The 22,729-nt window shown below is 68.8% G+C and carries 18 protein-coding genes and 2 tRNA genes; 16 read left to right on the forward strand and 4 right to left on the reverse strand.

Features of this window, described 5'->3' with window-relative positions; all coding sequences use genetic code 11:
* Positions 1 to 2 precede the first annotated feature (2 nt).
* From GZ997_RS02060 to GZ997_RS02070, 3 genes are all read left to right on the forward strand, one after another.
* Positions 3 to 1,526: an amino acid carrier protein gene (locus GZ997_RS02060; RefSeq protein WP_162678653.1), complete on the forward strand. Its 1,524-nt coding sequence runs from the start codon at positions 3 to 5 to the stop codon at positions 1,524 to 1,526.
* Between the two features lie 246 nt (positions 1,527 to 1,772).
* On the forward strand, positions 1,773 to 3,314 hold the full coding sequence (locus tag GZ997_RS02065; protein WP_161924481.1) for an alanine/glycine:cation symporter family protein: 1,542 nt from the start codon (positions 1,773 to 1,775) through the stop codon (positions 3,312 to 3,314).
* Positions 3,315 to 3,393: 79 nt separating this feature from the next.
* Positions 3,394 to 4,215 (forward strand): fumarylacetoacetate hydrolase family protein, encoded by an 822-nt coding sequence (locus GZ997_RS02070; RefSeq protein WP_162678654.1) that lies wholly within the window; start codon positions 3,394 to 3,396, stop codon positions 4,213 to 4,215.
* Positions 4,216 to 4,266: 51 nt separating this feature from the next.
* Here the strand turns inward: GZ997_RS02070 and GZ997_RS02075 are convergent, their stop codons facing one another.
* On the reverse strand, positions 4,267 to 5,544 hold the full coding sequence (locus tag GZ997_RS02075) for an aminotransferase class I/II-fold pyridoxal phosphate-dependent enzyme (protein ID WP_162678655.1): 1,278 nt from the start codon (positions 5,542 to 5,544) through the stop codon (positions 4,267 to 4,269).
* A gap of 117 nt (positions 5,545 to 5,661) precedes the next feature.
* Complete coding sequence (locus GZ997_RS02080) at positions 5,662 to 6,459, reverse strand: hypothetical protein (protein ID WP_162678656.1); 798 nt, start codon at positions 6,457 to 6,459, stop codon at positions 5,662 to 5,664.
* 179 nt (positions 6,460 to 6,638) lie between these two features.
* On the opposite strand from GZ997_RS02080, the gene gltX reads away from it, so the two are divergent.
* Positions 6,639 to 8,210 (forward strand): glutamate--tRNA ligase, encoded by a 1,572-nt coding sequence (gene gltX / locus GZ997_RS02085; RefSeq protein ID WP_162678657.1) that lies wholly within the window; start codon positions 6,639 to 6,641, stop codon positions 8,208 to 8,210.
* A gap of 42 nt (positions 8,211 to 8,252) precedes the next feature.
* On the opposite strand, the gene GZ997_RS02090 is transcribed toward gltX, so the two are convergent.
* The gene (locus GZ997_RS02090; RefSeq protein WP_161924477.1) at positions 8,253 to 9,068 is read right to left on the reverse strand and encodes a hypothetical protein; all 816 of its coding nucleotides are present in this window, start codon (positions 9,066 to 9,068) and stop codon (positions 8,253 to 8,255) included.
* Positions 9,069 to 9,337: 269 nt separating this feature from the next.
* Between GZ997_RS02090 and GZ997_RS02095 the strand changes: the two genes are divergently transcribed.
* The 11 genes from GZ997_RS02095 (at position 9,338) to GZ997_RS02145 (ending at position 19,546) form a co-directional block, all read left to right on the forward strand.
* A tRNA-Gln gene (locus GZ997_RS02095) sits at positions 9,338 to 9,409 on the forward strand.
* Positions 9,410 to 9,491: 82 nt separating this feature from the next.
* Positions 9,492 to 9,564, forward strand: a tRNA-Glu gene (locus tag GZ997_RS02100).
* Positions 9,565 to 9,806: 242 nt separating this feature from the next.
* On the forward strand, positions 9,807 to 11,441 hold the full coding sequence (locus GZ997_RS02105; protein ID WP_162678695.1) for a ribonuclease J: 1,635 nt from the start codon (positions 9,807 to 9,809) through the stop codon (positions 11,439 to 11,441).
* 47 nt (positions 11,442 to 11,488) lie between these two features.
* Positions 11,489 to 12,403, forward strand: a complete 915-nt coding sequence (locus GZ997_RS02110) for a PfkB family carbohydrate kinase (RefSeq protein ID WP_162678696.1) — start codon at positions 11,489 to 11,491, stop codon at positions 12,401 to 12,403.
* 54 nt (positions 12,404 to 12,457) lie between these two features.
* Positions 12,458 to 15,169, forward strand: coding sequence for a DNA translocase FtsK (locus tag GZ997_RS02115; RefSeq protein ID WP_162678658.1), 2,712 nt, complete (start codon positions 12,458 to 12,460; stop codon positions 15,167 to 15,169).
* 105 nt (positions 15,170 to 15,274) lie between these two features.
* A complete protein-coding gene (gene pgsA, locus GZ997_RS02120; protein WP_161924475.1) occupies positions 15,275 to 15,892 on the forward strand; it encodes a CDP-diacylglycerol--glycerol-3-phosphate 3-phosphatidyltransferase in 618 nt (205 codons plus the stop codon).
* Positions 15,889 to 16,449, forward strand: coding sequence for a CinA family protein (locus GZ997_RS02125; RefSeq protein WP_343212245.1), 561 nt, complete (start codon positions 15,889 to 15,891; stop codon positions 16,447 to 16,449). The genes pgsA and GZ997_RS02125 overlap by 4 nt, the downstream gene beginning before the upstream one ends.
* A 180-nt stretch (positions 16,450 to 16,629) precedes the next feature.
* Entirely contained in the window at positions 16,630 to 17,052 is a 423-nt protein-coding gene (locus tag GZ997_RS02130; protein WP_202616177.1) for a helix-turn-helix transcriptional regulator, read from the forward strand.
* Positions 17,053 to 17,358: 306 nt separating this feature from the next.
* The gene (locus GZ997_RS02135) at positions 17,359 to 17,595 is read left to right on the forward strand and encodes a DUF3046 domain-containing protein (protein ID WP_162678659.1); all 237 of its coding nucleotides are present in this window, start codon (positions 17,359 to 17,361) and stop codon (positions 17,593 to 17,595) included.
* A gap of 206 nt (positions 17,596 to 17,801) precedes the next feature.
* The gene (gene recA / locus GZ997_RS02140; RefSeq protein WP_161924473.1) at positions 17,802 to 18,992 is read left to right on the forward strand and encodes a recombinase RecA; all 1,191 of its coding nucleotides are present in this window, start codon (positions 17,802 to 17,804) and stop codon (positions 18,990 to 18,992) included.
* Positions 18,992 to 19,546 (forward strand): regulatory protein RecX, encoded by a 555-nt coding sequence (locus GZ997_RS02145; RefSeq protein WP_162678660.1) that lies wholly within the window; start codon positions 18,992 to 18,994, stop codon positions 19,544 to 19,546. The genes recA and GZ997_RS02145 overlap by 1 nt, the downstream gene beginning before the upstream one ends.
* A 127-nt stretch (positions 19,547 to 19,673) precedes the next feature.
* On the opposite strand, the gene GZ997_RS02150 is transcribed toward GZ997_RS02145, so the two are convergent.
* A complete protein-coding gene (locus tag GZ997_RS02150; RefSeq protein ID WP_162678661.1) occupies positions 19,674 to 20,960 on the reverse strand; it encodes a hypothetical protein in 1,287 nt (428 codons plus the stop codon).
* 248 nt (positions 20,961 to 21,208) lie between these two features.
* Between GZ997_RS02150 and GZ997_RS02155 the strand changes: the two genes are divergently transcribed.
* Positions 21,209 to 22,729: an NAD(P)/FAD-dependent oxidoreductase gene (locus tag GZ997_RS02155; protein WP_162678662.1), complete on the forward strand. Its 1,521-nt coding sequence runs from the start codon at positions 21,209 to 21,211 to the stop codon at positions 22,727 to 22,729.

Consider the following 22,729-nt stretch of genomic DNA (forward strand, 5'->3'; position numbering starts at 1 on the left):
CCATGAGTACCCTCAACGCATTCCTGACCAGCGTCTCCAACCTACTGTTCGGCACGATTCTGATCTGGCTGCTCCTGGGCGCAGGCGTGTGGTTCACCATCCGCACTCGCGGTCTGCAGCTGCGCCACCTCGGCTCCATGATTCGCTCGGTGGCCTCCTCCCGCTCCGGGGCGCGCGGCGGTATCTCCTCCTTCCAGGCCTTCGCCGTGGGGCTGGCCTGCCGGGTGGGTACCGGCAACATCGTCGGCGTTGCCCTCGCCCTGGTCCTGGGCGGGCCGGGCGCCGTGTTCTGGATGTGGGTGGTCGCGCTGCTGGGCACCGCCACCGCATTCGCCGAGGCGACCATGGGACAACTGTTCAAGGTGGGCCGCGGAGACGGCACCTACCGGGGCGGTCCCGCCTACTACATGGCCCGCGGCATGCGCCTGCCCGTCCTGGGAGGCGTGTTCGCCGTCGTCTTCATGGTGGCCAACGGCCTGGCGATGCCCATGGTGCAGGCCAATGCGATGACAGCCGCCCTGGGTGCCTCCGCCGGCGTGACGCCCTGGCAGGGGGCGGTGATCGTCACCGTGCTAGTCGCCCCGGTGCTGCTCGGCGGCCTGCGCTCGGTGGTGCGCGTAACCGAGTGGCTCGCACCCGTGATGGCGTCGGTGTACCTGGCGCTGGTACTGGTCATCATCGTCACCCACCCGCTGCAGGCCGTAGCGGCCATCGGTGACATCTTCGCCGCGGCCTTCAACCTGCGTGCGGGCCTGGCCGGGGTTGCCGGCGGCATCACCGCGGCGCTGCTCAACGGCGTGCGCCGGGGACTGTTCTCCAATGAGGCCGGCCTGGGCGGGGCCGCCTGCGCCGCCGGGTCGGCCACCGTGGCGCACCCGGCTCAGCAGGGCTTCGTACAGGTCTTCGGCGTACTGGTGGACACGCTTTTCGTCTGCACCGCAACGGCCCTGGCCATCCTCATCGCCGGCCGCACCGACGGTGCCGTCTACACTCCCGGCGTCACCGGGCTGGAGGATCCAGACGTGTCCGGAACCCTGACCCAGACGGCGATCGGGGCCACGCTGGGGCAGTGGACCAGCTGGCCGATGACGCTGCTGGTGCTCGTACTGGCATACTCCACCATCCTGGGCGCGTTCTCATATGCCGAGGTGTGCCTGGACTACCTGACCCGGGCCCCCTGGGCCACGACCACGCTGCGGGCTGCCGCCGTGGCCTGCACCGGCATCGGGGGAGCGGCGGCCCTGAGCACCGTCTGGACCGCGGCCGATGTGCTCCTGGGTATCGGGGCCGTGCTGAACCTGATCGCCCTGGTGGTGCTGACGCCGTGGGTGGTCGGTGTGCTGCGCGACTGGGAGGCGCAGCGCGCCCGCGTACTCGCGGGGACGCAGACACACGCGGAGATCAGCTTCTCGGCGGTCGGCAACCCGTATTTGCCCCACGCGCTGCCCGGAGACGTCTGGGATGCCTCCGGCGCCTACACGCCCTCCGCGCCGGGACAAGCGACTCGCGGAGGCTGGGGATACTGATTCCGCGGGACGCGGCGGACGCTGTACCACGGCTTCTCGCGGCGGCCCTCCTGGGCCCGGGTGGCATATGAGATCGCATACATTGCGGGCACGTGAAGCGCTGAAGTCAATACAGTGTGTTGCGCTACCGTCTCAGCCCAGGCTTCGGCGCCTGCGGTGCCGGGACGGATGCAACTGACAAGTGCCTGTCCCAAGGGACCGGCCCGCGCCCTCCCACTGGCGCATCCCGACTACGTCCGGAGACCTATGAACCCCATGCTCCTGCCGACCGCCGGCTTCTTCGACGAGCCCGCCGCCGTACTCGAGAACATCTCCGATCACCTGTACGGGCAACTGCTCGCATGGCTGCTGCTAGCCGCGGGATTGTGGTTCACCCTCCGCACTCGCGGGTTGCAGGTGCGGCTGTTCCCACAGATGCTGCGCGCCATTACCGTCTCCCGGGGCGACGTCGGCGAGGGCATGTCCTCATTCCAGGCCTTCACCGTGGGACTGGCCTCCCGCGTGGGTACCGGAAACATCGTGGGCGTCGCCATTGCCATCACCATGGGTGGGCCGGGCGCCGTGTTCTGGATGTGGGTGGTGGCGCTGGTCGGCATGGCCACCGGCTTCGTAGAGTCCACGCTCGCCCAGCTGTTCAAAGTGGCCCACCCGGACGGCACTTTCCGCGGAGGGCCCGCCTACTACATCCACAAGGGCCTGGGATCCAGGACGGTGGCCAGCGTCTTCGCCGTCGTAATCACCTTCGTGTTCGGCTTTGCCTATGAGGCCACCCAGGCCAATGCCATCTCCAATGTCCTCAAGGGCACATTCGACGTTGAGCCCTGGCAGACGGCCATTGTCCTGGTGCTGATCACCACGCCGGTGGTGTTCAAGGGCATCAAGCGGGTGGCCGCCATCACCGAGTGGCTGGCTCCGCTCATGGCGCTGATCTACGTCATTATCGCCGTGGTCATCCTGGTGCTCAACGTTGGCGCCATCCCCGCGGCCCTGGGCTCGGTGTTCAAAGGTGCCTTCGGACTGGACCAGGCCTTCTGGGGAATCGGCGGCGGCTTCATGGCCGCCACCCTGAACGGCATCAAGCGCGGCCTGTTCTCCAACGAGGCCGGCGAGGGGTCCGTCCCGAACGCGGCCGCCACCGCCACGGTGCACCACCCCGTGCAGCAGGGGTTCATCCAGTCAATGGGCGTGTTCGTAGACACCATCGTGGTCTGCACCGCCACCGCCCTGATCATCCTGCTGTCCGGCGTATACGACCCCGCCACTGCGAGTATGGATGCCGCCGGTACCCTGACCGTCAACTCCGTCAGTGCCGTGCTCGGCCCCTGGGCCAAGTACCTGATGGCCGCGGTAGTGTTCGTATTCGCCTACTCCTCGCTCCTGGGCAACTACGCCTACGCGGAGGTCAACATGGACTTCCTGCGCGGCATGGGCCGTAGCCACTACGGCGTGCGGGCCATGATCGTGGTGGCCGCCGCGCTGGGCTCGGTCGCGTCCCTGTCCTTCGTGTGGAACCTCTCCGACGTAGCCATGGGTGTCATGGCGATCATCAACATCATCTCGGTGGTGCTCCTGGGTAGATGGGCCTTCGGCGCCCTGCGTGACTGGGAGCAGCAGCAGCGCGAGGTCCGCGCGGGCGTGCGGGACAGGATCTACTTCGTGTCCACCGGTAACCCGTACCTGCCTGCCGAGCTGCCCGATGACGTGTGGACCGAGGCTGCCGCCGTCCGGCGCGAGGCCGCCCCCGTTCCCGTCACGGGCGACGACGGCTCGGGCGCCACGCTTGGCTGAGTCCGGCGGCTGCGCCGGCGCGACCTGGACCGTGGAAGTCGTCTCCCCTGCGGGCGCGTCAATCCTCTAGGGTCATCCCATGAAGATCGCGCGCTTCTCCACGGGAGACGAACTCCGCTACGGCATCGTTGACGGACTACCGGCCGGGGAGGCCACCCCCACCGGCGAGTCCTCCGGCCGCCTCCTCGTACTCAAGGGCGACCCCCTGTACACGGCTCCCGAAGCCACCGGGGAGGTCATCCCCCTCTCGGAGGCACGCCTGGTCTCCCCGGTCATACCGCGCTCCAAGGTGGTGGGGATCGGAAAGAACTACGCCGCCCACGCCGCCGAGATGGGCGGGGCCGCCCCGGCCGAGCCCATTGTGTTCATCAAGCCGAACACCTCGGTGATCGGCCCCGATGCCCCAATCGTCCTGCCCGCATGGTCCAATGAGGTCCACTACGAGGCGGAACTTGCCGTTGTCATCAAGTCGATCGTCAAGGACGCCACGCCGCGTGAAGCGGCTGCCGCGATTCTCGGCTACGCGGTTGCCAATGACGTCTCAGCCCGGGACTGCCAGCGCGCGGACGAGACCTGGACGCGTGCCAAGGCCTTTGACACCTCCTGCCCGTTGGGCCCCTGGATCGAGATCCCGCAGCCTGGGGGCGCCGGCTTCGACCCCGCCGACGCCGTAGTGCGTGCGCGCGTTGACGGGAGCATCGTGCAGGAGGGGACCACCGCGGACATGATCCGCCCGGTTCCTGAATTGATTGCCTACGTCTCAGGTGTGTTCACGCTGCTGCCTGGTGACGTCGTGCTAACGGGCACGCCGGCCGGCGTCGGCGAGATCCGCGCCGGCCAGCGCGTCGAGGTAGCAGTGGAGGGCATCGGCGCCTTCGGCAATCCCGTGGTGCGCCGCTGAGACCCGGGCAGGGCCCGGTGGCCCGTATCACGGCCGCCGGGCCCTGCTGCCTCAGGCCGTGAGCCGGGCGACGGCGTCGGCCAGGCGCTGCACGGTCTGCTCCTCGATCCGCCGGCCCGTGGCCAGGTTGAGTCGGCAGAAACGCTCGTACCCGGATCCGAATGCGGCGCCGTCGTTCATGACGACCCCGGGTTCGCGGCGGAAGAACTCGGCCGGGGTGACGTCCTCGGGCAGGGGCAGCCCGGAGCAGTCCAGCCAGGCAAGGTATGTGCCGGACGGCACCGTGATCTCCACGCCCTCCACGTCCGCCAGCGCCTGCTCCGCGAGCTGCGCATTGGCGCGTATGTATCCGCGCACGCAGTCAATCCACTCCTGCCCGTCCGCAAGCGCGGCCACGGTCGCCTGCGCGCCGAGCAGCGACGCCTCATTGGCCAGGTGCTTGGACAGGGGGCTGTCATCCCAGGCCTGCCGCGCCCCGGCGGAGGCGATCAGCTGCGCGCACTTCAGGCCGGGAGTGTTCCACCCCTTGGAGGCGGCGGTGGCGGTGAAGGTCAGATCGGGGTCGGTGCCGGGGCGCGAGGCATAGGGGGTGTGCACGGCCTGCGGGTCCAGGATTAGGGCGTTGTGGATCTCGTCGGCGAAGACCGGCACCCGGTAGCGGGCGGACAGCTCGGCGACGGCGTCCAGCTCGGCGGGCGACAGCACCCGCCCCACCGGGTTCCAGGGGTTGCACAGCACCAGCAGGCCGGCGCCGGCGGCCATCGCCGCCTCAATGCGGTCCAGGTCCAGCGCCCAGGCGGCACCGGAGTCGGTGGTCCCGGTGCGCAGGGACGGTACCTGCACGCATTCGCGCCCGTACAGGCCGGGATAGGACAGGAACGGCATGTAGGCCGGGGTCGGCACGATTATGGCGCTGCCCGGGCGGGTGTGGTGGGCGATCACGGCGCCCAGGGCGGACAGCACGTCCGGCAGCAGGCTCACGTCCTGCGCGTCCACCTGCCAGCCGAAGGCCTCACCCTGGAAGCGGGCGGTCTGCTCGCTTACGGACTCAGCGATTCGCGGCGGCAGGTAGCCGTAGGAGCCGTCCATGACCGCGCGGTGAAGAACCGCAGTAACCGACGGGGCAGTGCCCAGATCCATCTCGGCCACCCACGCGCCGATCACGTCCCCGGGATACATGGTCCACTTCAGCGATCCGCGTTTCCGCATGACTTCGGGGGTCAGGGCGTCAAACTCGGCGATAGTGCGCGTGGCGTCGAAGGCGGGCGCCGGCTCGTCCAGGGAAGTTCCGGATACTTGGTTTGCGGCGTTGAGTTCGGGTGTAGCCATGCGGGCAGTGTACGAAACGCTGACCATGCCGCCGCCCCCGTACCGGCGGGGCGGGTACGGGGGCGGCTGACGGCGTTGCGTGCAAGTGCCTGCGCGGTCGCGTCAGGGACCGGCGGGTCAGACCATGTCATCGCTTCCGGTTGAGGAGCCGCTGGAGGACTTCCCAACCACGCCGTCCTCCATCTTGGCCGGGCCCGGGTTGACGATGTGGGTGTCGGAGACCATGTCCTCAAGCTCGGTCTCATCAATGGCGTTGGCGATGCAGGTGTAGTGCAGCGACATCATGGTGGGCGTCTGGATCGTGGTGAAGACGCGCATCCAGGTGATCGCCTTGATATCGCGCCCGTTGTTCCGGTAGCTGGTCTGAACCTTGATCATCTCCACCGGGTTGCCCGACATGTCGGTGACGGTGGTGTCGGTTGTCTGCGTGGACTCGACGTCGCCGTACTCGTCCTCAAGGTACTCAACCCAGGCGTCGGCCTGGTACACGGTCTCCGCGGTATCGCCGTACTCGGAGTCCTCGTAGAGGAACTGGCCACTCTCGTACAGGCAGTTGCCGTCCGCCCGGTCCAGCTCGTTGCGGCCTTCCTCGTCGATCGTCTCCGGGTACCAGCCGTCGTACAGCAGGGGGAATGACCAGTACGTGGAGTCGTCGTCGGCATTCTCGATGGGGCTGTCAGTGGACCGCTGCAGCGGGCGTAGGCCGACACCGGGCTCGGCGTCATCTGCCGACGGACTGGGGGTGGGGGTAGAGGACTGCTCGGGCGCGGCCTGAGTCTGCTCGGTCTCTGGGGCTCTAGCCACCGGAGCCTCGTCGTTGCAGGCGACAATGCCGGGCAGGGCGAGCCCGAGCGCCAGCAGCGTCACTGCGCCGCGGCGGATGGCGGGTGACGTCTGGAGGATCGTCGTGTTCATGGGATGCTCCTGAAGTGGAATAACGGGTTCATCACGTACGTTAGCGGCATACGGCCCGTGGCGCCATGGGGAGCGTTCCCCGGCGTCGTCCTTGATGCGCGCGGCAGGCGGAGCGTGGCGCGCAGGCACGGCCGAACCGATGCGGAAACAGCGCCGGGGGCGGCTAGGGTTGGCCCATCATGAGTGACGACATCTCCACACCGGTTCCCACCCCGCCCGCTCCCGGCTCGACGCCGCTCCGAGTCCGGTTCTGCCCCTCGCCCACCGGCACCCCGCATGTGGGCATGGTGCGCACCTGCCTGTTCAACTGGGCCTACGCACGGCACACCGGCGGTACCTTCGTGCTGCGTATTGAGGACACCGACGCTGCCCGCGACTCCGAGGAGTCCTTCGAGGCGATCCTCGACTCGCTGCGCTGGCTCGGCCTGGACTGGGACGAGGGCGTTGCCAAGGGCGGCCCCCACGCCCCCTACCGCCAGTCTCAGCGCACCGAGCTGTACCACCAGGTCGCCAAGGAGCTGCTGGAGGCCGGGTACCTGTATGAGTCCTTCTCCACGCCCGCGGAGATCGAGGCGCGCCACCGCGCCAGGGGGGAGGACCCCAAGCTCGGCTACGACGGTTACGACCGCGACCTGACCGAGGAGCAGAAGGCCGCCTTTCGGGCCGAGGGGCGCCTGCCCGTGCTGCGTATGCGCATGCCGGACGAGGACATCACCTTCCACGACCTGGTGCGCGGTCCGGTCACCTTCAAGGCCGGCTCCGTGCCTGACTATGTGGTGGTGCGCGCAGGCGGAGACCCGCTGTACACGCTCGTCAACCCCGTCGACGACGCCGCCATGGGCATCACCCACGTGCTGCGCGGGGAGGACCTGTTGTCCTCCACCCCCAGGCAGGTGGTGCTGTACCGCGCCCTTATGGACATCGGGCGGGCGCAGCGGGTACCAGAGTTCGCCCACCTGCCCTACGTCATGGGGGAGGGGAACAAGAAGCTGTCCAAGCGTGACCCCGAGTCCAACCTGCTCATCCACCGCTTCCGCGGCATGGCGCCGGAGGGACTGCTCAACTACCTGGCCCTGCTGGGCTGGTCCCTGTCCAAGGACGAGGACGTGTTCACCCCCGAGCAGCTGGTGGCCGCCTTCGACATCGCCGATGTCAACCCCAACCCGGCCCGCTTCGATGCCAAGAAGTGCGAGGCCATCAACGCCGAGCACCTGCGCCGGCTGGAGGGTGACGACTTCCGCGACCGGCTGGTGCCCTACCTCGCCGACGCCTACCCGGATCCGGCCGATCCCGAGTGGACGGCCCGCCCCCTGGTCAGCGCCACCACCTTCGCCGAGCTGCCCGAGCTTGAGCAGAGGATCCTCGCTGCCGCTGCGCCGCTGATCCAGACGCGCATCCAGCTGTTGCGCGAGTCCCGTGAGATGCTCGGCTTCCTGCTGGTGGATGACGCGGCGCTCGAGCTCGATGAGCGCGCCGTGGCGAAGCTGAAGGACTCCGCCCCGCAGGTGCTGGACGCCGCGATCGCAGCCCTTGAGGCGCTGCCGGGACCGTGGCGCACCGAGGTGCTGGAGGAGGCTCTGCGGGCGGCCATCGTCGATGGGCTGGGGATCAAGCCGCGCCTGGCGTTCGGGCCCCTGCGCGTGGCCGTGACCGGGCGCCAGGTCTCCCCACCGCTGTTTGAGTCGATGGAGATTCTGGGGGCCGACTCCTGCCTTACGCGCCTGCGCGCTCTGCGGGCCCGCTTGGGCTGACCCGCTACCGGCTGACGCCGTCGCGCGGCCTGCCCGGCGGCGTCAGCTGCTCATCTTGCCTGCCTTGAGTCCCTCGATGCGAATACCCGACAGGATCGTGTGCCACTGGGCCGCGGAGACGTTCCTGCCACTGGAGCAGATGATCTCCACGCTGAAGTCAAGCCCGGCGTTGCCCACGGCGCGAGCGAACTTGTAGCCCTCGACGGACTCGGTGGTGCCGTCGTCGTAGTTGAAGGTACCGGTCCAGGTCACCGAGTACCCCTCCATGGTGCCGCCGTCGTCGCGCACCAGGTCCAGGGTCTCCCGACCGGTCTCGTTGTAATCGGTGATGACGGAGTCGTTCACCGGAACCAGCAGGGAGCTCATGGTGTCGTCATCCAGGCCGAGGTCGTGGATGCGCTCGGAGATGTCCCGGGTCTCATAGCCGATGCAGGCGTTGTCCCAGGTTCGGTAGCCCTCAATGTTGCCGTTGCTGGAGACGGCATCGGTGTTCACTACCGAGTCGTCCTGGTACCAGACGGAGGTGTCCTCGTTGTAGAACTTCAGCGTCGGCGGGCTCCACGGCTCCTCGGTCTGCTGGGGGGTGGCGGAGGGCGGTGCCTCGGAGCTGCGGGCGCTCAGGCCGACGCCCGAGGACGGGCTCGGGGTCGGGGTGGGCGTCAGCGTCGGGATGGGCTCTTGAGTGGACGCGCGCAGGGACAGGCCGGATCCGCCGGAGGCGGCGGTCGACTCGCTGGCTTTGCCGGAGCCTGAGCCACAGGCGGCCAGGGCGAGGCCGGAGGTCAGGCACAGGGCCAGGGCCAGGGCGCGCGTGGCCCGGCGCGCGGACGGGCGGCGCGGGGTACGGGGAGAAGTCATCTTTCCTCCGGGAGGGGAGTCGTGTACGGCTTTGTGACCTTGAAATACAGTAACGGTGAGTGACGGCAGTTTAAAGCGGTCCGTCTCCAGGCGCAGCCGCCGGGGTGGGGGAGTGGTCCCCATGCACGTGGGCGCTGCCGGGGGCGTGCAGGAGTCGGGTCGGAGCGGGTGTGGCTGCACTCACGATGATCTGACTTGGCGTTCGCGGGGAGGCCGTGTAAATTACCGATCGCCGCCGGGGCGCTAGCCGCTCGGGCGCACCAATCTCTTGGGGTATGGTGTAATTGGCAACACAGGTGATTCTGGTTCATCCATTCTAGGTTCGAGTCCTGGTACCCCAGCCGAGTGCTGATAAGCCGTATTACTGCCGTCGCGATTGACGGATGAGTGCGGCCTCGGCGGCTCATACAAATTAATATCCGAGCCCCGTTCGTCTAGCGGCCCAGGACACCGCCCTCTCACGGCGGCAGCACCGGTTCAAATCCGGTACGGGGTACGAGCCACGGCAAGTGAGCCCGCGTCTCCAGCCCGGCCCTGGCGGCCGGGCTTTTCCGTTTTTGCCCTGGGCGTGCGGGGGCGCCCAGGGCTGTCTCGGGCAGTCGGTCGCCGGGGATCTCCGGCGGCGTGGCGGAGCGGTGGGCTTGGGCGCGGCGCGCTCCCACCGCATGAGTGGCTAAACTCGCCGCCGTGACCAACTTCCCCAAGCTCAGCGCCCCCGGCCCGCTCTCCGACGGTGCGATGCGCATCGTCCCACTGGGCGGACTCGGCGAGGTCGGGCGCAACATGACGGTTTTCGAGGTCGGCGGCAAGCTGCTTATCGTCGACTGCGGCGTGCTGTTCCCCGAGGAGGACCAGCCCGGTGTCGACCTCATCCTGCCGGACTTCACCTACATTGAGGACCGCCTCGACGACGTCGTCGCGATGGTGCTGACCCACGGGCATGAGGACCACATCGGCGGTGTGCCCTACCTGCTGCGGCTAAGGGAGGACATCCCCCTGGTCGGCTCGGACCTGACCCTGGCCTTCGTCTCCGCCAAGCTCTCCGAGCACCGCCTGCACCCGGTGCTGCGCGTAGTGGAGGAGCACGAGCGGGTCAGCTACGGCCCGTTCGACCTTGAATTCGTCGCGGTGAACCACTCCATCCCCGACGCCATGGCCGCCATGATCCGCACGGATGCGGGCTCGGTGCTGATCACCGGGGACTTCAAGATCGACTCCCTGCCCATCGACGGGCGCATCACGGATCTGCGCTCCTTCGCCCGTTTCGGCGATGAGGGCGTGGACCTGTTCTGCGTGGACTCCACCAACGCCGAGGTCCCCGGCATGATCGGGCATGAGAATCAGATCGGCCCGGTCCTGGACGGTGTCTTCGCCGAGTCCGACCAGCAGATCATCGTGGCTTCCTTCGCCAGCCACGTCCACCGGGTGCAGCAGGTGCTGGACGCGGCTGCCCTGCACGGTCGCCGCGTGGCCCTGATCGGCCGCTCCATGGTGCGCAATATGGGGATCGCCGCCGAGCGCGGCTACCTGAACGTTCCGGAGGGGGTGCTCATCAACGCCCGCGACCTGGCGTCGCTGCCCCCGGACGAGCGGGTGCTGATGGTCACCGGTTCCCAGGGCGAGCCCATGGCGGCCCTGTCCCGCATGGCGCACGGCGAGCACCGCTCGGTGACGGTGGAGCCCGGAGACACGGTCATCTTCGCCTCCTCCCTGATTCCTGGCAATGAGAACTCCGTCAACCGGGTTATCAACCGGCTCATGCGCCTGGGGGCCCGGGTGGTCCACCAGGGCAATGCCAAGGTGCACGTCTCCGGCCACGCCTCCTCCGAGGAGCTGCTGCACGTGTACAACATCGTCGGCCCCCGCAACGTCATGCCGATCCACGGCGAGATCCGCCACCTGGTGGCCAATGGTGCCCTGGCGGTCAAGACCGGCGTCGACCCCAAGCGGGTGATGCTGTGCGAGGACGGGGTGGTGGTTGACCTGGCCGACGGCAAGGCCCGCATCGCCGGCTCCGTGCCCTGCGGCTACGTTTACGTGGACGGCTCCTCAATCGGCGAGATCGACGAGTCAGAGCTGAAGGACCGGCGCATCCTCGCCGAGGAGGGCTTCGTGTCCGTCTACGCCGTGGTAGAGACCTCGACCGGCACCATCTTGGCCGGGCCGGACATTCAGGCCCGCGGCGTCGCCGAGGACCCGGCTGTATTCGACGAGGTCCTGCCGGACGTCACCAACGCCTTGGCCGATGCGCTGGACAAGGGCAATGCCGATGCCCACTCCCTCCAGCAGGCCATGCGCCGCACGCTGGGCCGGTGGATCGGTCGGCGCCTGCGGCGGCGGCCCATGATCGTTCCCGTGGTAATCGAAGCATGAGCTGGATACGTAGCGGACTGATCAGCAAGGGCAATGGGCACAAGGCCATGCGCCGCCCGGCCTGCTTCATCTCCACCGGATCAGTCCTGATCGACCTGCCCCTGCACGTTGCGCGCATTCCCGCCCCCGGCGGCGCCGTGACCGCCACTTCCGCCGGGCCGACGGTCGGCGGCGGCTACACGGTCGTGTCCGCCGTCGCCCGCCAGGGACTGCCCGCCGCCCTGGCTGCGACCCTGGGGACCGGGCCCAACTCGGCTCAGGTGCGTGAAACCATGATGCGCGACGGCGTGGAGCTGCTCGTGGAGGAGCTGGTGGGTGACATCGGCACCTGCACCACCTTGATCGAGCCCAGCGGCAGGCGCACCTTCATCACCACCGAGGGCGTGGAGGCCGAGCCGCAGCTGGAGGACCTACAGCGCCTGGAGCTGCAGGCGGGCGACTGGGTCTACGCCACCGGCTACGACTTGGTGCACCGGTCCAGCCGCGATGTGCTCACCTCGTGGCTGCTGACCCTGCCCGACGGCGTCGGCCTGGTCATTGACCTGGGACCCGTGCAGCCGGAGATTCCCGACCACGTGCTGATGCCGATTCTGCGCCGCACCACGCTGCTGACCGGCAACCACTTCGAGACCACTCAGCTGACTGCTCGCCTGGGCAGTCCCGAGGCGCTGCGGCGAGCCTGCCCCAACGGGTTGCTCGTGCGCCGCACCGGCGTGCACGGCTGCGTGATGTGGCCCGTCGACGGCGATCGTATCGAGGTTCCGGGATTCGCCCGTGACGTGGTGGACACGACCGGCGCCGGCGACACGCACACGGGTGTGCTCGTGGTGGGCCTCATGGACGGCCTCGATGTGGTCTCCGCCGCCAGGCGCGCGAACGCCGCGGCCGCGGAGGCAGTCAGCCGGATCGGTCCGGCCCGCGCCCCGCGACGAGACGAGATCGACGCGTTCCTGCGCGCATAGTCCGGCGTGGCAGGCGCATAGCCCCGCGAGCACGCAGGTAGCGTGGTGACCACCATGGCCAAAACTCGCACGAAGACCTTGCCGCCCCCCTCCCAGCCCTCCGGCGGGCGCTATCGCCGCACAGGCTGGGCGTTCGTCGTACTGGCGCTAGCCGTCGTTGTCGGATTGCGCGAGTGGTTCGGCATCTCCGGCGCCGCAGGCGGCGTGCTGCACCACATCGCCGCGGGCCCCCTGGGAGTGCTCGGGATCATCGTGCCGGTGCTGCTCGCCGGACTGGGCGTGGCCATGCTGCGCGCCCGCGCCATGAATGCCACACACGTGCGCGTGGGAGTCGGCAGTCTGGGCGTGCTCACAGGGGTGGCGGGCATCATCCACGTGTGCTCCGGCAACCCGTCGCTCGATTTCGGCATCGGAGCGCTGGAGAACGCGGGAGGGCTGCTCGGCTGGGTGGTCGGCTACCCCCTGGCCACCCTGTTCAGCGCCATCGGCGCCGTGATCCTGTTCATCTTGCTGATCGCCTTCTCCGCCCTGGTGATATCCGGCAAGACGGTTGCCGAGATCCGGGAGTGGCTGGCTGAACGGCGCGGTTCCGCGGTCGAGGCCCCCAGTCTGGCCACCCGGACGCTGAGTCGGGTGCGCTCGGCCGTGTCCGGCCCGGACGCAGCCGATGCCGCCCCCACGGCGCGGCTGGACGCATATGACGGCGACGAGCCCTTCCGCAGCGCCATCGCGACCGATGAGCGGCCCCGCGGCAGTGGCCGCCGCAAGCGGTCCAAGGTGCGCAGCGATCGCAGCGATGCGGCTCCCACCGTCGTTCCCAGCGATGCCGAGACCAGCGTCCTGCCGGACCCCCCGGTAGATGTTCCGCTCGACTCCGAGGCCGCCGCACCCGCGCCCGCACGCCGTGCGCGCAGGGGCGCCAAGGGTGGTGGCAAGGCCAGGTCGGAAGCGGCTGCGCCCAGCACGGCCGCTGCGCCCGCCGAGCCCGACGCCGTCACGCAGGAGACTCCCGCCGTCGCCGATGAGCCGGACTTTGCCGATGCGATCGCGCTGGGGCAGATGGAACTGCCCGACGGCTCCACCTACAGCCTGCCCGAGGACTCCCTGCTCGAGCCCGGCCACGGCCATGCCACCCGTACCGACGCCAATGACGCCATCGTCAACAAGCTGCAGGACGTGTTCACGGAGTTCGGCGTGGACGCCACCGTCACCGGCTATACGCGCGGCCCGCAGGTCACCCGTTACGAGGTGCACCTGGGTCGCGGCGTGAACGTCTCGCGCGTCACCAGCCAGGCCAAGAACATCGCCTACGCGGTCGGCTCCGACGAGATCCGCCTGCTCACCCCGATCCCGGGCAAGAGCGCCATCGGGGTGGAGATTCCCAACTCCGACCGGGAGATGGTCAAGCTCGGAGACGTGCTGCGCTCCCAGGCCGCCAAGAAGCAGGCGCACCCGCTGGTGGTGGGACTGGGCAAGGACGTCGAGGGCGACTACGTGGTCACCAACCTGGCCAAGACCCCGCACCTGCTGGTGGCCGGCCAGACCGGCTCGGGAAAGTCCTCCTTCGTCAACTCCATGATCACCTCCATCATGATGCGGGCCACTCCCGAGGAGGTGCGCATGGTGCTGGTGGACCCCAAGCGCGTGGAGCTGACCATCTACGAGGGCATCCCACACCTGATCACCCCGATCATCACCTCCCCGAAGAAGGCCGCCGAGGCCCTGGAGTGGGTGGTGCGGGAGATGGACGCCCGCTACGACGACCTGGCCTCCTTCGGCTTCAAGCACATCGACGACTTCAACAAGGCGGTGCGTGCCGGCGAGGTACAGCCCCTGCCCGGCTCCCAGCGCGTGATCGCCCCCTACCCCTACCTGCTGGTGGTGGTCGACGAGCTGGCGGACCTGATGATGACCGCCCCCAAGGACGTCGAGGCCTCCATCCAGCGCATCACCCAGTTGGCTCGCGCCGCCGGCATTCACCTGGTGCTGGCCACCCAGCGCCCGGTCGCCCAGGTGGTCACCGGACTGATCAAGTCCAACGTGCCCTCGCGCCTGGCCTTCGCCACCGCCTCCCAGCTGGACTCGCGCGTCATCCTGGACCAGAACGGCGCCGAGACGCTTACCGGCCAGGGCGATGCGCTCTACCTGGGTCCCGGCGCCTCCGCCCCCGTGCGCGTGCAGGGCTCCTGGGTCACCGAGTCTGAGATCCGCGCGGTAGTGGAGCACGTCAAGGGCCAGCTGCAGCCCGACTACCGGGAGGACGTGATCGTTCCGGAGGTCAAGAAGCAGATCGACGAGGAGATCGGCGATGACATGGACCTGCTGCTGCAGGCCGCAGAGCTGATCATCACCAGCCAGTTCGGCTCCACCTCCATGCTGCAGCGAAAGCTGCGGGTCGGCTTCGCCAAGGCCGGCCGGCTCATGGACCTGCTTGAGACGCGAGAGGTCGTAGGCCCCTCCGAGGGCTCCAAGGCCCGCGATGTCCTGGTGCAGCCCGAGCAGCTGGAGGAGACGCTCGCCTGGATCAAGGGGGAGGGCGCCGCTCCTGGCAGCGAGCAGGGCGAGGCCGCGGGCACCGGGGAGGACCTGGAGGCGGTTGGCCAGGCCGATACCGGCGCCACTGCTGCGCCGCCGTCCGACCGCTACGGGGAGGATCCCCTGGAGGCGGACCGGGGAGTCCCCGAGTCGGAGTCATGGGAGGACCTGGGTGCTGAGGAGGAGTCCGAGGACGCCTGGAGCCTGACCGGCCGCGGCGCCTCCTGGTGACTCAGCCGGCGGATACCCACCGCCCCCTCGCCGAGGTCGGTAGACGTTACGTGCCGAGGTCGGTCGTAGGGGCTGTACCGGCCCCAATCATCTAGGCTGGTGGCGATGAACACCACACCCACCGAGGCGGGCGCCGCCCGGGGCGCTGATGCGCCTCCGCTGCTCAATGTTGCCAACGCCCTGACGGTGCTGCGGCTGGTACTGGTCCCTGTCTTCATCTGGCTCATGCTCCAGCCCGGTGAGCCGATTCGGCTGGCCGCGACGGCGGTGTTCGTAGTCGCCGCGCTTACGGACAAGCTGGACGGGCAGCTGGCCCGCTCCCGGAATCTGATCACCAGCTTCGGGAAGATCGCCGATCCCATCGCCGACAAGGCACTGACCCTGTCCGCCTTCGTCTTGCTGTCCGCGGACGGGCGCCTGTGGTGGTGGGTGACGGTAGTCGTCATCGTGCGCGAGCTAGGTATTACGCTGCTGCGGTTCGTTATGCTGCGCCGCGCCGTCATGGCCGCCTCCCGCGGGGGCAAGCTCAAGACCACGCTGCAGATGACCGGCATTATCGGGCTGCTGACGCCCTGGGCACTGTTCTTGCCGGAGGCGCCGGCCAACGCGCTGACGGCGCTCGCATACGTAGCGATCGGAGCCGCTGTGGTGGTCACGGTGGTTACCGGGGTGGATTACGTGCTCCAGGCCAGTCGCATCGCTCGAGGGGAGGCATCCGCGTGACGACGCCGATGGAGCAGGCCCCCGCCGGTGGGAGCGCGGCCGGGGAGCCGGTGGCGGACGGTAGCCGCGGCACACTCGTGGAGGCTGCACGCTTCCTGCTGGCCAAGGCGGAGGCGAAGAACCTCACGCTGGCCGTGGCCGAGTCGTTGACCGGCGGCGAGGTGGCCTCAACACTGGTGAGTGTTCCCGGGGCCTCCGCCGTCGTCGTCGGCGCCGTAGTCGCCTACGCCACCCGGATCAAGGAGCAGGTCTTAGGAGTTGACCCCGAGCGCCTGGCCGCCACTGGACCGGTGGATGGTGAGGTCGCCAAGCAGATGGCGGTGGGCGTGGCACGGCTCATGGGTACGGACCTCGGCCTGGCCACAACGGGTGTGGCCGGTCCCGGGGACGCCGATGGGCATCCGGCGGGAACCGTGCATGTGGCCGTGGCCTCCCCCTGGGGCGTGCTTGCGCGCGAGCTTCATCTGTCCGGGGACCGGATCGCCGTGCGCGACAACACCACTACTGCGGTGCTGGCCCTGGCCGGGGCACTGCTGGAGGCCGCTCCGCCGGCGTGACCCGGTCGCTGGTGGAGGCGAGTGGACTGGCAGGGACGGCTTTGCCTGGCGGACCTCGAGGACACTTACGCGACCTCCAGGTTCCTCCCAGATTTCTCGGCGAGGATCTGGGCAGCGCCGCCGGGGAATGATCCGCCGGAGGCGGGAATGAAACCGGCAGATGAATGGTTGTGCCACACGATGAACAACGTGACTCACACCCGCACCAACCGCTCCGCGCGCCCGGTCGGCCGCGCGCCGATGCGGCAGGCCCCCGTGGCGGGGCGCGGCGCCGTCGTAGAGAACACGGCGAGTAAGCATGACAGTATCCTCCTGCGTCGGGAGATCGGCGAGGTACTCCGCTCGGTTCGCCAGCACCAGGGACGCACCCTGCGTGAGGTCTCCGGGCAGGCCCGCGTGTCCCTCGGCTACCTCTCCGAGGTGGAGCGTGGGCAGAAGGAAGCCTCCTCGGAGCTGCTGGCCGCGATCTGCCAGGCACTGGACGCCCCCCTGTCTGCGGTACTGCGTGAGGTTTCCGACCGCATCGCCGTGGCCGAGGGCGTGGCCGTGCCGGACACGATTCCGGATGAGCTTGTTCGGCAGCAGGGCATGCCCCTGCGCTGACAGCCGACTCGGCTGTATTGACTCGGCCAGAGACAATCGGAGGCTGAGCAGAGAACTGTGCCCGGGTGCTGCCGCTGCGGCGGTGAGCGCCCGGGCACAGCTGCGTCGGACCGGTGAGCCGTTGTGGCTTCCCGGCAGGCACGCCGCCGACGGCGGTCCGTGTGGGCGAGCTCGCAGTGGCCTGCGGCGGGATCCCGGCACCGGCACCGGAAAATGGGCTGCGGCTCGGCAAGGGGCGGTCCGCGATACCGCTCCAGGTCCGGTCGGCCCCGGTGAAGAAACGCATGAAGCACGATGTGAGGCAAGATGAAGCACTCGGAGTTCTGGCGCGCGGTTGACGCTGTGTTCGGCTCGGTTTACGGGCGCTCGCTGGCCCAGGACCTGGTCCTGACCGGCATCGGGCGCACCAGCGTGGAAGCTCTGAACGCGGGAGTGCCGCCGCGTGATGTCTGGCACGCCCTGTGCGATGACACTGATCGCAATGAGGCGGAACGCTGGGTGTTCCGCGATGACCCGCGCGCTCGCCGCCGCGACACGCGGTGAATGCAGCCGCTATTCGAACAGTTGTTCGCCTACTGTTGTCCACAGGCGGCGTTGACGCACCCCGCGTCCACAGGGACGGTTAAGCGGTGGTGATACATGTCAGTGGTCCGGCATAACGTCGCTCGTGAGCCCCGGAGAGGGGTACCGCAACCAGGACCAGACGTAGCCACCGCGGCGGAGAGCCGCACGAGAACAGAGGAATACCAATGCCCGCTGCAACCCAGACGCAGGACCGCTCCAAGGCCCTGGCCACCGCCCTCGCCCAGATCGATAAGTCCTTCGGCAAGGGCTCCGTCATGCGACTCGGCGACGACTCCCGGCCGCCGGTGTCGGTAATCCCCACCGGCTCCGTCGCACTCGACGTCGCCCTGGGCATCGGTGGACTACCGCGTGGCCGTGTAGTAGAGATCTACGGGCCGGAGTCGTCCGGCAAGACCACAGTCGCGCTGCACGCCGTCGCCAACGCGCAGAAGGCCGGCGGCAATGCCGCCTTCATTGACGCCGAGCACGCCCTGGACCCGGTCTACGCCAAAGCTCTGGGCGTAGACACCGACAACCTGCTGGTCTCCCAGCCGGATACGGGCGAGCAGGCCCTGGAGATCGCGGACATGCTCATCCGCTCCGGCGGACTGGACATCATCGTCATCGACTCCGTAGCCGCCCTCGTGCCCAAGGCTGAGATCGAGGGGGAGATGGGCGACTCGCACGTCGGCCTGCAGGCGCGGCTGATGAGCCAGGCGCTGCGCAAGATCACCGGTGCCCTGTCGGCCACCGGTACCACAGCCATCTTCATCAACCAGCTGCGTGAGAAGATCGGCGTGTTCTTCGGCAACCCCGAGACCACCACCGGCGGCAAGGCCCTGAAGTTCTACGCCTCCGTGCGTATCGACGTGCGCCGCATCCAAACCCTTAAGGACGGCGACCAGCCGGTTGGCAACCGCACCCGGGCGAAGGTCGTCAAGAACAAGATGGCTCCGCCCTTCAAGCAGGCCGAGTTCGACATTCTCTACGGACAGGGCATCTCCCGGGAGGGCGGCATCCTTGACCTGGGCGTGGAGAACGGCATTGTGCGCAAGTCCGGCGCCTGGTTCACCTACGGCACCGACCAGCTCGGCCAGGGTAAGGAGAACGCGCGTACCTTCCTCAAGGACAATCCTGAGCTCGCCGATGAGATCGAGTACAAGATCCTGGCTGCTCTCGGCATTGGCGAGCCGGGCCGGAAGGCCCGCGAGGAGGCGGAGCAGGAGGCTGCGGAGCAGGCCGCCGCTGCGCAGACTGCCCCTGCGGGCGGGAAGGGCACTGCGGCAACTGCGTCCAAGGCGGGCGGACGCAAGAAGAAGGCGGCTGCGGCCGAGGAGGCCGACGCCATGTTCGGTGAGGACGCCGGCGGCTTCTGATGCCCTGGCTCACCCCGGATGCGCACACCGAGCAGGTCGAGGTGGCCAGGGATATCGTCCTGCGCCGCCTCGACCGCTCCGCTGCACCGCGCGCGGCACTGGCGCTGCTGCTGGAGCGTAAGCAGACCGACCCCGCCGTCGCCCGGGAGGTTCTGGACCGGCTTGAGGCGGCGGGGGTGATTGACGACGCCGCCTATGCCGCCCGCCTGGCCCGTACCCGCTTTGCGGAGAAGGGAGCCGCCCGGCGCGCTATCGCGGACGAGCTACGCCGCAAGGGCCTGGGGGAGGGACACATCCACGCCGCCCTGGCCCAGATCGATGGCGAGGACGAGGATGCGGCCGCCCTGGTGCTGGCGCGCAAGCGACTAGCTGCCAGCCGTGGGCTTGAGCCCGCTGTACGTCGGCGCCGCGCCCTGGCCGCACTGGGCCGCAAGGGGTACGGCGCCGACGTAGCCGCGCGTGCCGTCGAGCGTGCTCTGGCGGAGGAGGGGGCCGGCACCGGGGCCGTGCGCATGAGCCCGGAGGCTGCATCGGAAACCGAGTGGGGCGCCTAGGTCGTATTGCCTATGTGGGGGTAGGGGCTGCGTGGTGTGCGGCCAGTTGCGCCCACTTAGACGGTGCGCCCAGCGCTGGGTGCAGGCGCGCACCCTGCCGGAACTCGGCTAGGGATGACACCCGGTGTCACTCCTGCGGCAGCGTCAGGTCACGGTAGTCGTAGACGTCTACGAACGTGACCTCGGCGCCGTCGGTGATTTGGACGATGTAGTCGGAGTGCACCTCAGTCAAGTTGAAAGTGTTGTCCAGCTTCACGGCCTCTGAGCGGTCCGCCGGAACCAACCAGGTGCCCTGCACATCGGCCCCGTATAAGGTCGAGGTGAGCAGCAGGCTGCCGTCGGAGAACTCCCCGGCGATCTTGGCGTCCGCAGTGGGAGCGAGATCGGCCAGGCACTCCAAGGAGTGATCATCAAGGGTGACGCGAGCGAGGCCTGCATACAGGGCGGTGTCGGAGATGGTCGGGTACTGGTGGTTCTCACCCAGCTCGCAGGCGCTGGTGTCCACCTCGACGACGGCACCCGTCTCATCCACCAGCCACAGGTCCTCGTTGTGCTTCAGCCCCAGGTGCGTGGGACCAGGGATGAACCGAACGCTGTCACTGTCGGCGATCAGCAGCTCGGCGGGGCCGAGCTGCACGATGTTGTTGGTGTCAACCTGCTTGTCGGTGAGGGTGAACAGCGGCGTGCCATTCCACTGGGCCACGTCGCTCAGCTGGAAGTCGCCCTCGGCTGAGAGCAGCTCACCCCAGCTCGATCCGGTCAACGAGAGGTCGGCGTTGACGTACAGCACGCCGGAGGTCGTTGAGTCGTCCTCCATGACGATCGCGCCCGCGAAGTTCTCATTGGAGCGCACCGACACGCCCGCGTACTCGAATGCCGCCGCCGCCAGATCCTCGGAGGCGGCCCGGCCGGTCTCCAGCTCCAGCCAGGTGACCTGATTCGCCATGGCCTCGGTGTTCCGCAGGAGGATCTCGTCCTCACTCGTCTCGTCTGGTCCGGCGAACCACACCGAGACGACGCCGATCCCCGGGTCCGCGCTCAGCCGCAGATGCATGTCGGCCACGTCGTCGGGCACCGCCACGGCGGTGGACCAGGCTTCGGTACCGTCCCACAGCGCACGCCGAACCGTCAGGTCCGCGGAGGCGTCCGTGCGCGGTTCGATGTAGGTAACACCTGCCTCGTCCGCGTAGACCGTGCCCGTTTCTGCCTTGAAACTGAGCGTGGTGGCGGTTAGTCCCGAGGCCTCAAAGTTACCCGCCAGAGGGGTCTGCGTGCCGTAGGTGGTGCGGCTAGGCGAGGCTGCCGCGGAGGAGCCGGCCTGCGTCGCCGTGGGGGAGGAGCATGCCGCCGCAGCGGCCAGGGCGGAGGCGGCGACCAGTGCGGCCGTACGGCGGGGGAGATTACGAAGTCGCATTACTAAGGCTCCTGGGTCAATGTCTGGGACAACGGGGAGTAAAACAGGCATGTCACGGTTTTCGCAAGCGTTATTTCCCTGGGTGTCACCGGGGCGGGCTGGTGCCGTGGCACGGGCGGTACGCGGCTGGTGCCGGGCTGTTACAGAAGTTGGCCTGGGGCGCGCGGGGACGCAGGTGTGAGGTGAATCATGGGGAGCGGCATCGGCATTGATTTCCTCTTACGTAAGGCAACCCTTACATTTTCCCTATGAGACGTCCTGTCGCCATCGCCATGGGCGCCGCGGGCCTCGCCGCTGCGGGCGCCGCAATCGCCCTCACCGCCCGCACGCCCCGTCCGCGCGTGCCCGCCGTCTCCGTCGACGCCGACCGTCACCGCCCGCCACGCGTGATCATCGCCGGTGGCGGCTACGTCGGCTTCACCGTAGCCCGGGCGCTGCGCAGGCGGCTGAACACCGACGAGGTCGAGATCGCCGTCGTCGACCCGCGCCCGTACATGACCTACCAGCCCTTCCTGCCGGAGGTCGCCGCAGGCTCCATCCAGCCGCGGCACGTGGTCGCCTCCCACCGCCGCAGCCTGGACGGCATCACCATCCTCACCGGCTCGGTCACCGCCATTGACCACGCCAGCCGCACCATCACCATCACGCCCCCGGTCCCGGAATCCACGCTCGTGGCCCCAGAGCCGTACCCGCTCGCCTACGACCACCTGGTGCTGGCCCTGGGCGCCGAGGCCCGCACCCTCCCCATTCCCGGCCTGGCGGAGCAGGCCCTCGGCTTCAAGCAGGTGGAGGAGGCCCTGGCGCTGCGCAACCGGGTGCTCTCCCGTATCGAGGACGCCGCCTCCACGTGGGACCACGACCGCCGTCGGCGCCTGCTGACCTTCGTGTTCGTCGGCGGAGGATTCGCCGGCGTGGAGGCGATTGCCGAGCTGGAGGACATGGCTCGCGCCGTCGTCGCCAAGATTCCCAGCATCGCACAGGAGGACGTGCACTTCGTGCTGGTGGAGGGCACCCGCCGCATCCTGCCGGAGCTGACCGAGGAGCTGTCCGGCTACGGCCTGCAGCAGCTGCGCGAGCGGGACATCGACGTGCGGCTGTCCACCTTCCTTAACTCCTGCGTCGACGGGCACGTGGTCCTTTCCGACGGCACCGAGTTCGACGCCGACACCATCGTGTGGACCGCCGGCGTGAAGGCAGCCCCGGTACTGGCGGACTCCGATCTGCCGATCGATGCGCGCGGTCGCGTGACCGCCCTGCCCACGTTGCAAGTGGCCCGCGACGGCGTCGTCGTCCAGGGCGCCTGGGGGGCCGGTGACTGCGCGGCCGTGCCGGACCTCACCAGCGCAGAACCGGACGCCACCTGCGCCCCCACCGCCCAGCACGCCGTGCGCCAAGCCAAGGTACTGGCTGAGAACCTGGCGGCCACCTTGGCGGGCGGCGGCGCTCACGAGCCCCGGCTGAACTCCTACCGGCACGAGAATCTCGGCACCGTCGCCTCCCTGGGTATCGGCAAGGGCGTGGCCCGCATCATGGGCCACAACCTGCGCGGTTTCCTGGCCTGGACCGCTCACCGGGGCTACCACGTCTACGCCATGCCCACCTTGAACCGGAAGGTGCGCATCATGATGGACTGGCTGGCCGCCGTCGTCTTCCGCCGCGATCTGGCCAGCTTCGGCTCAGTGGCCGCGCCCGGTGCCGCCTTCGCGGCGGCCGCCGAGCACGATGCCCGGCTCGCCCGGCGGCGCGAGCAGTCCCGCCCCTCCGCCTGA

This window comes from Actinomyces sp. 565 (assembly GCF_010365615.1).
In the GTDB taxonomy this organism is placed as follows: domain Bacteria; phylum Actinomycetota; class Actinomycetes; order Actinomycetales; family Actinomycetaceae; genus Actinomyces.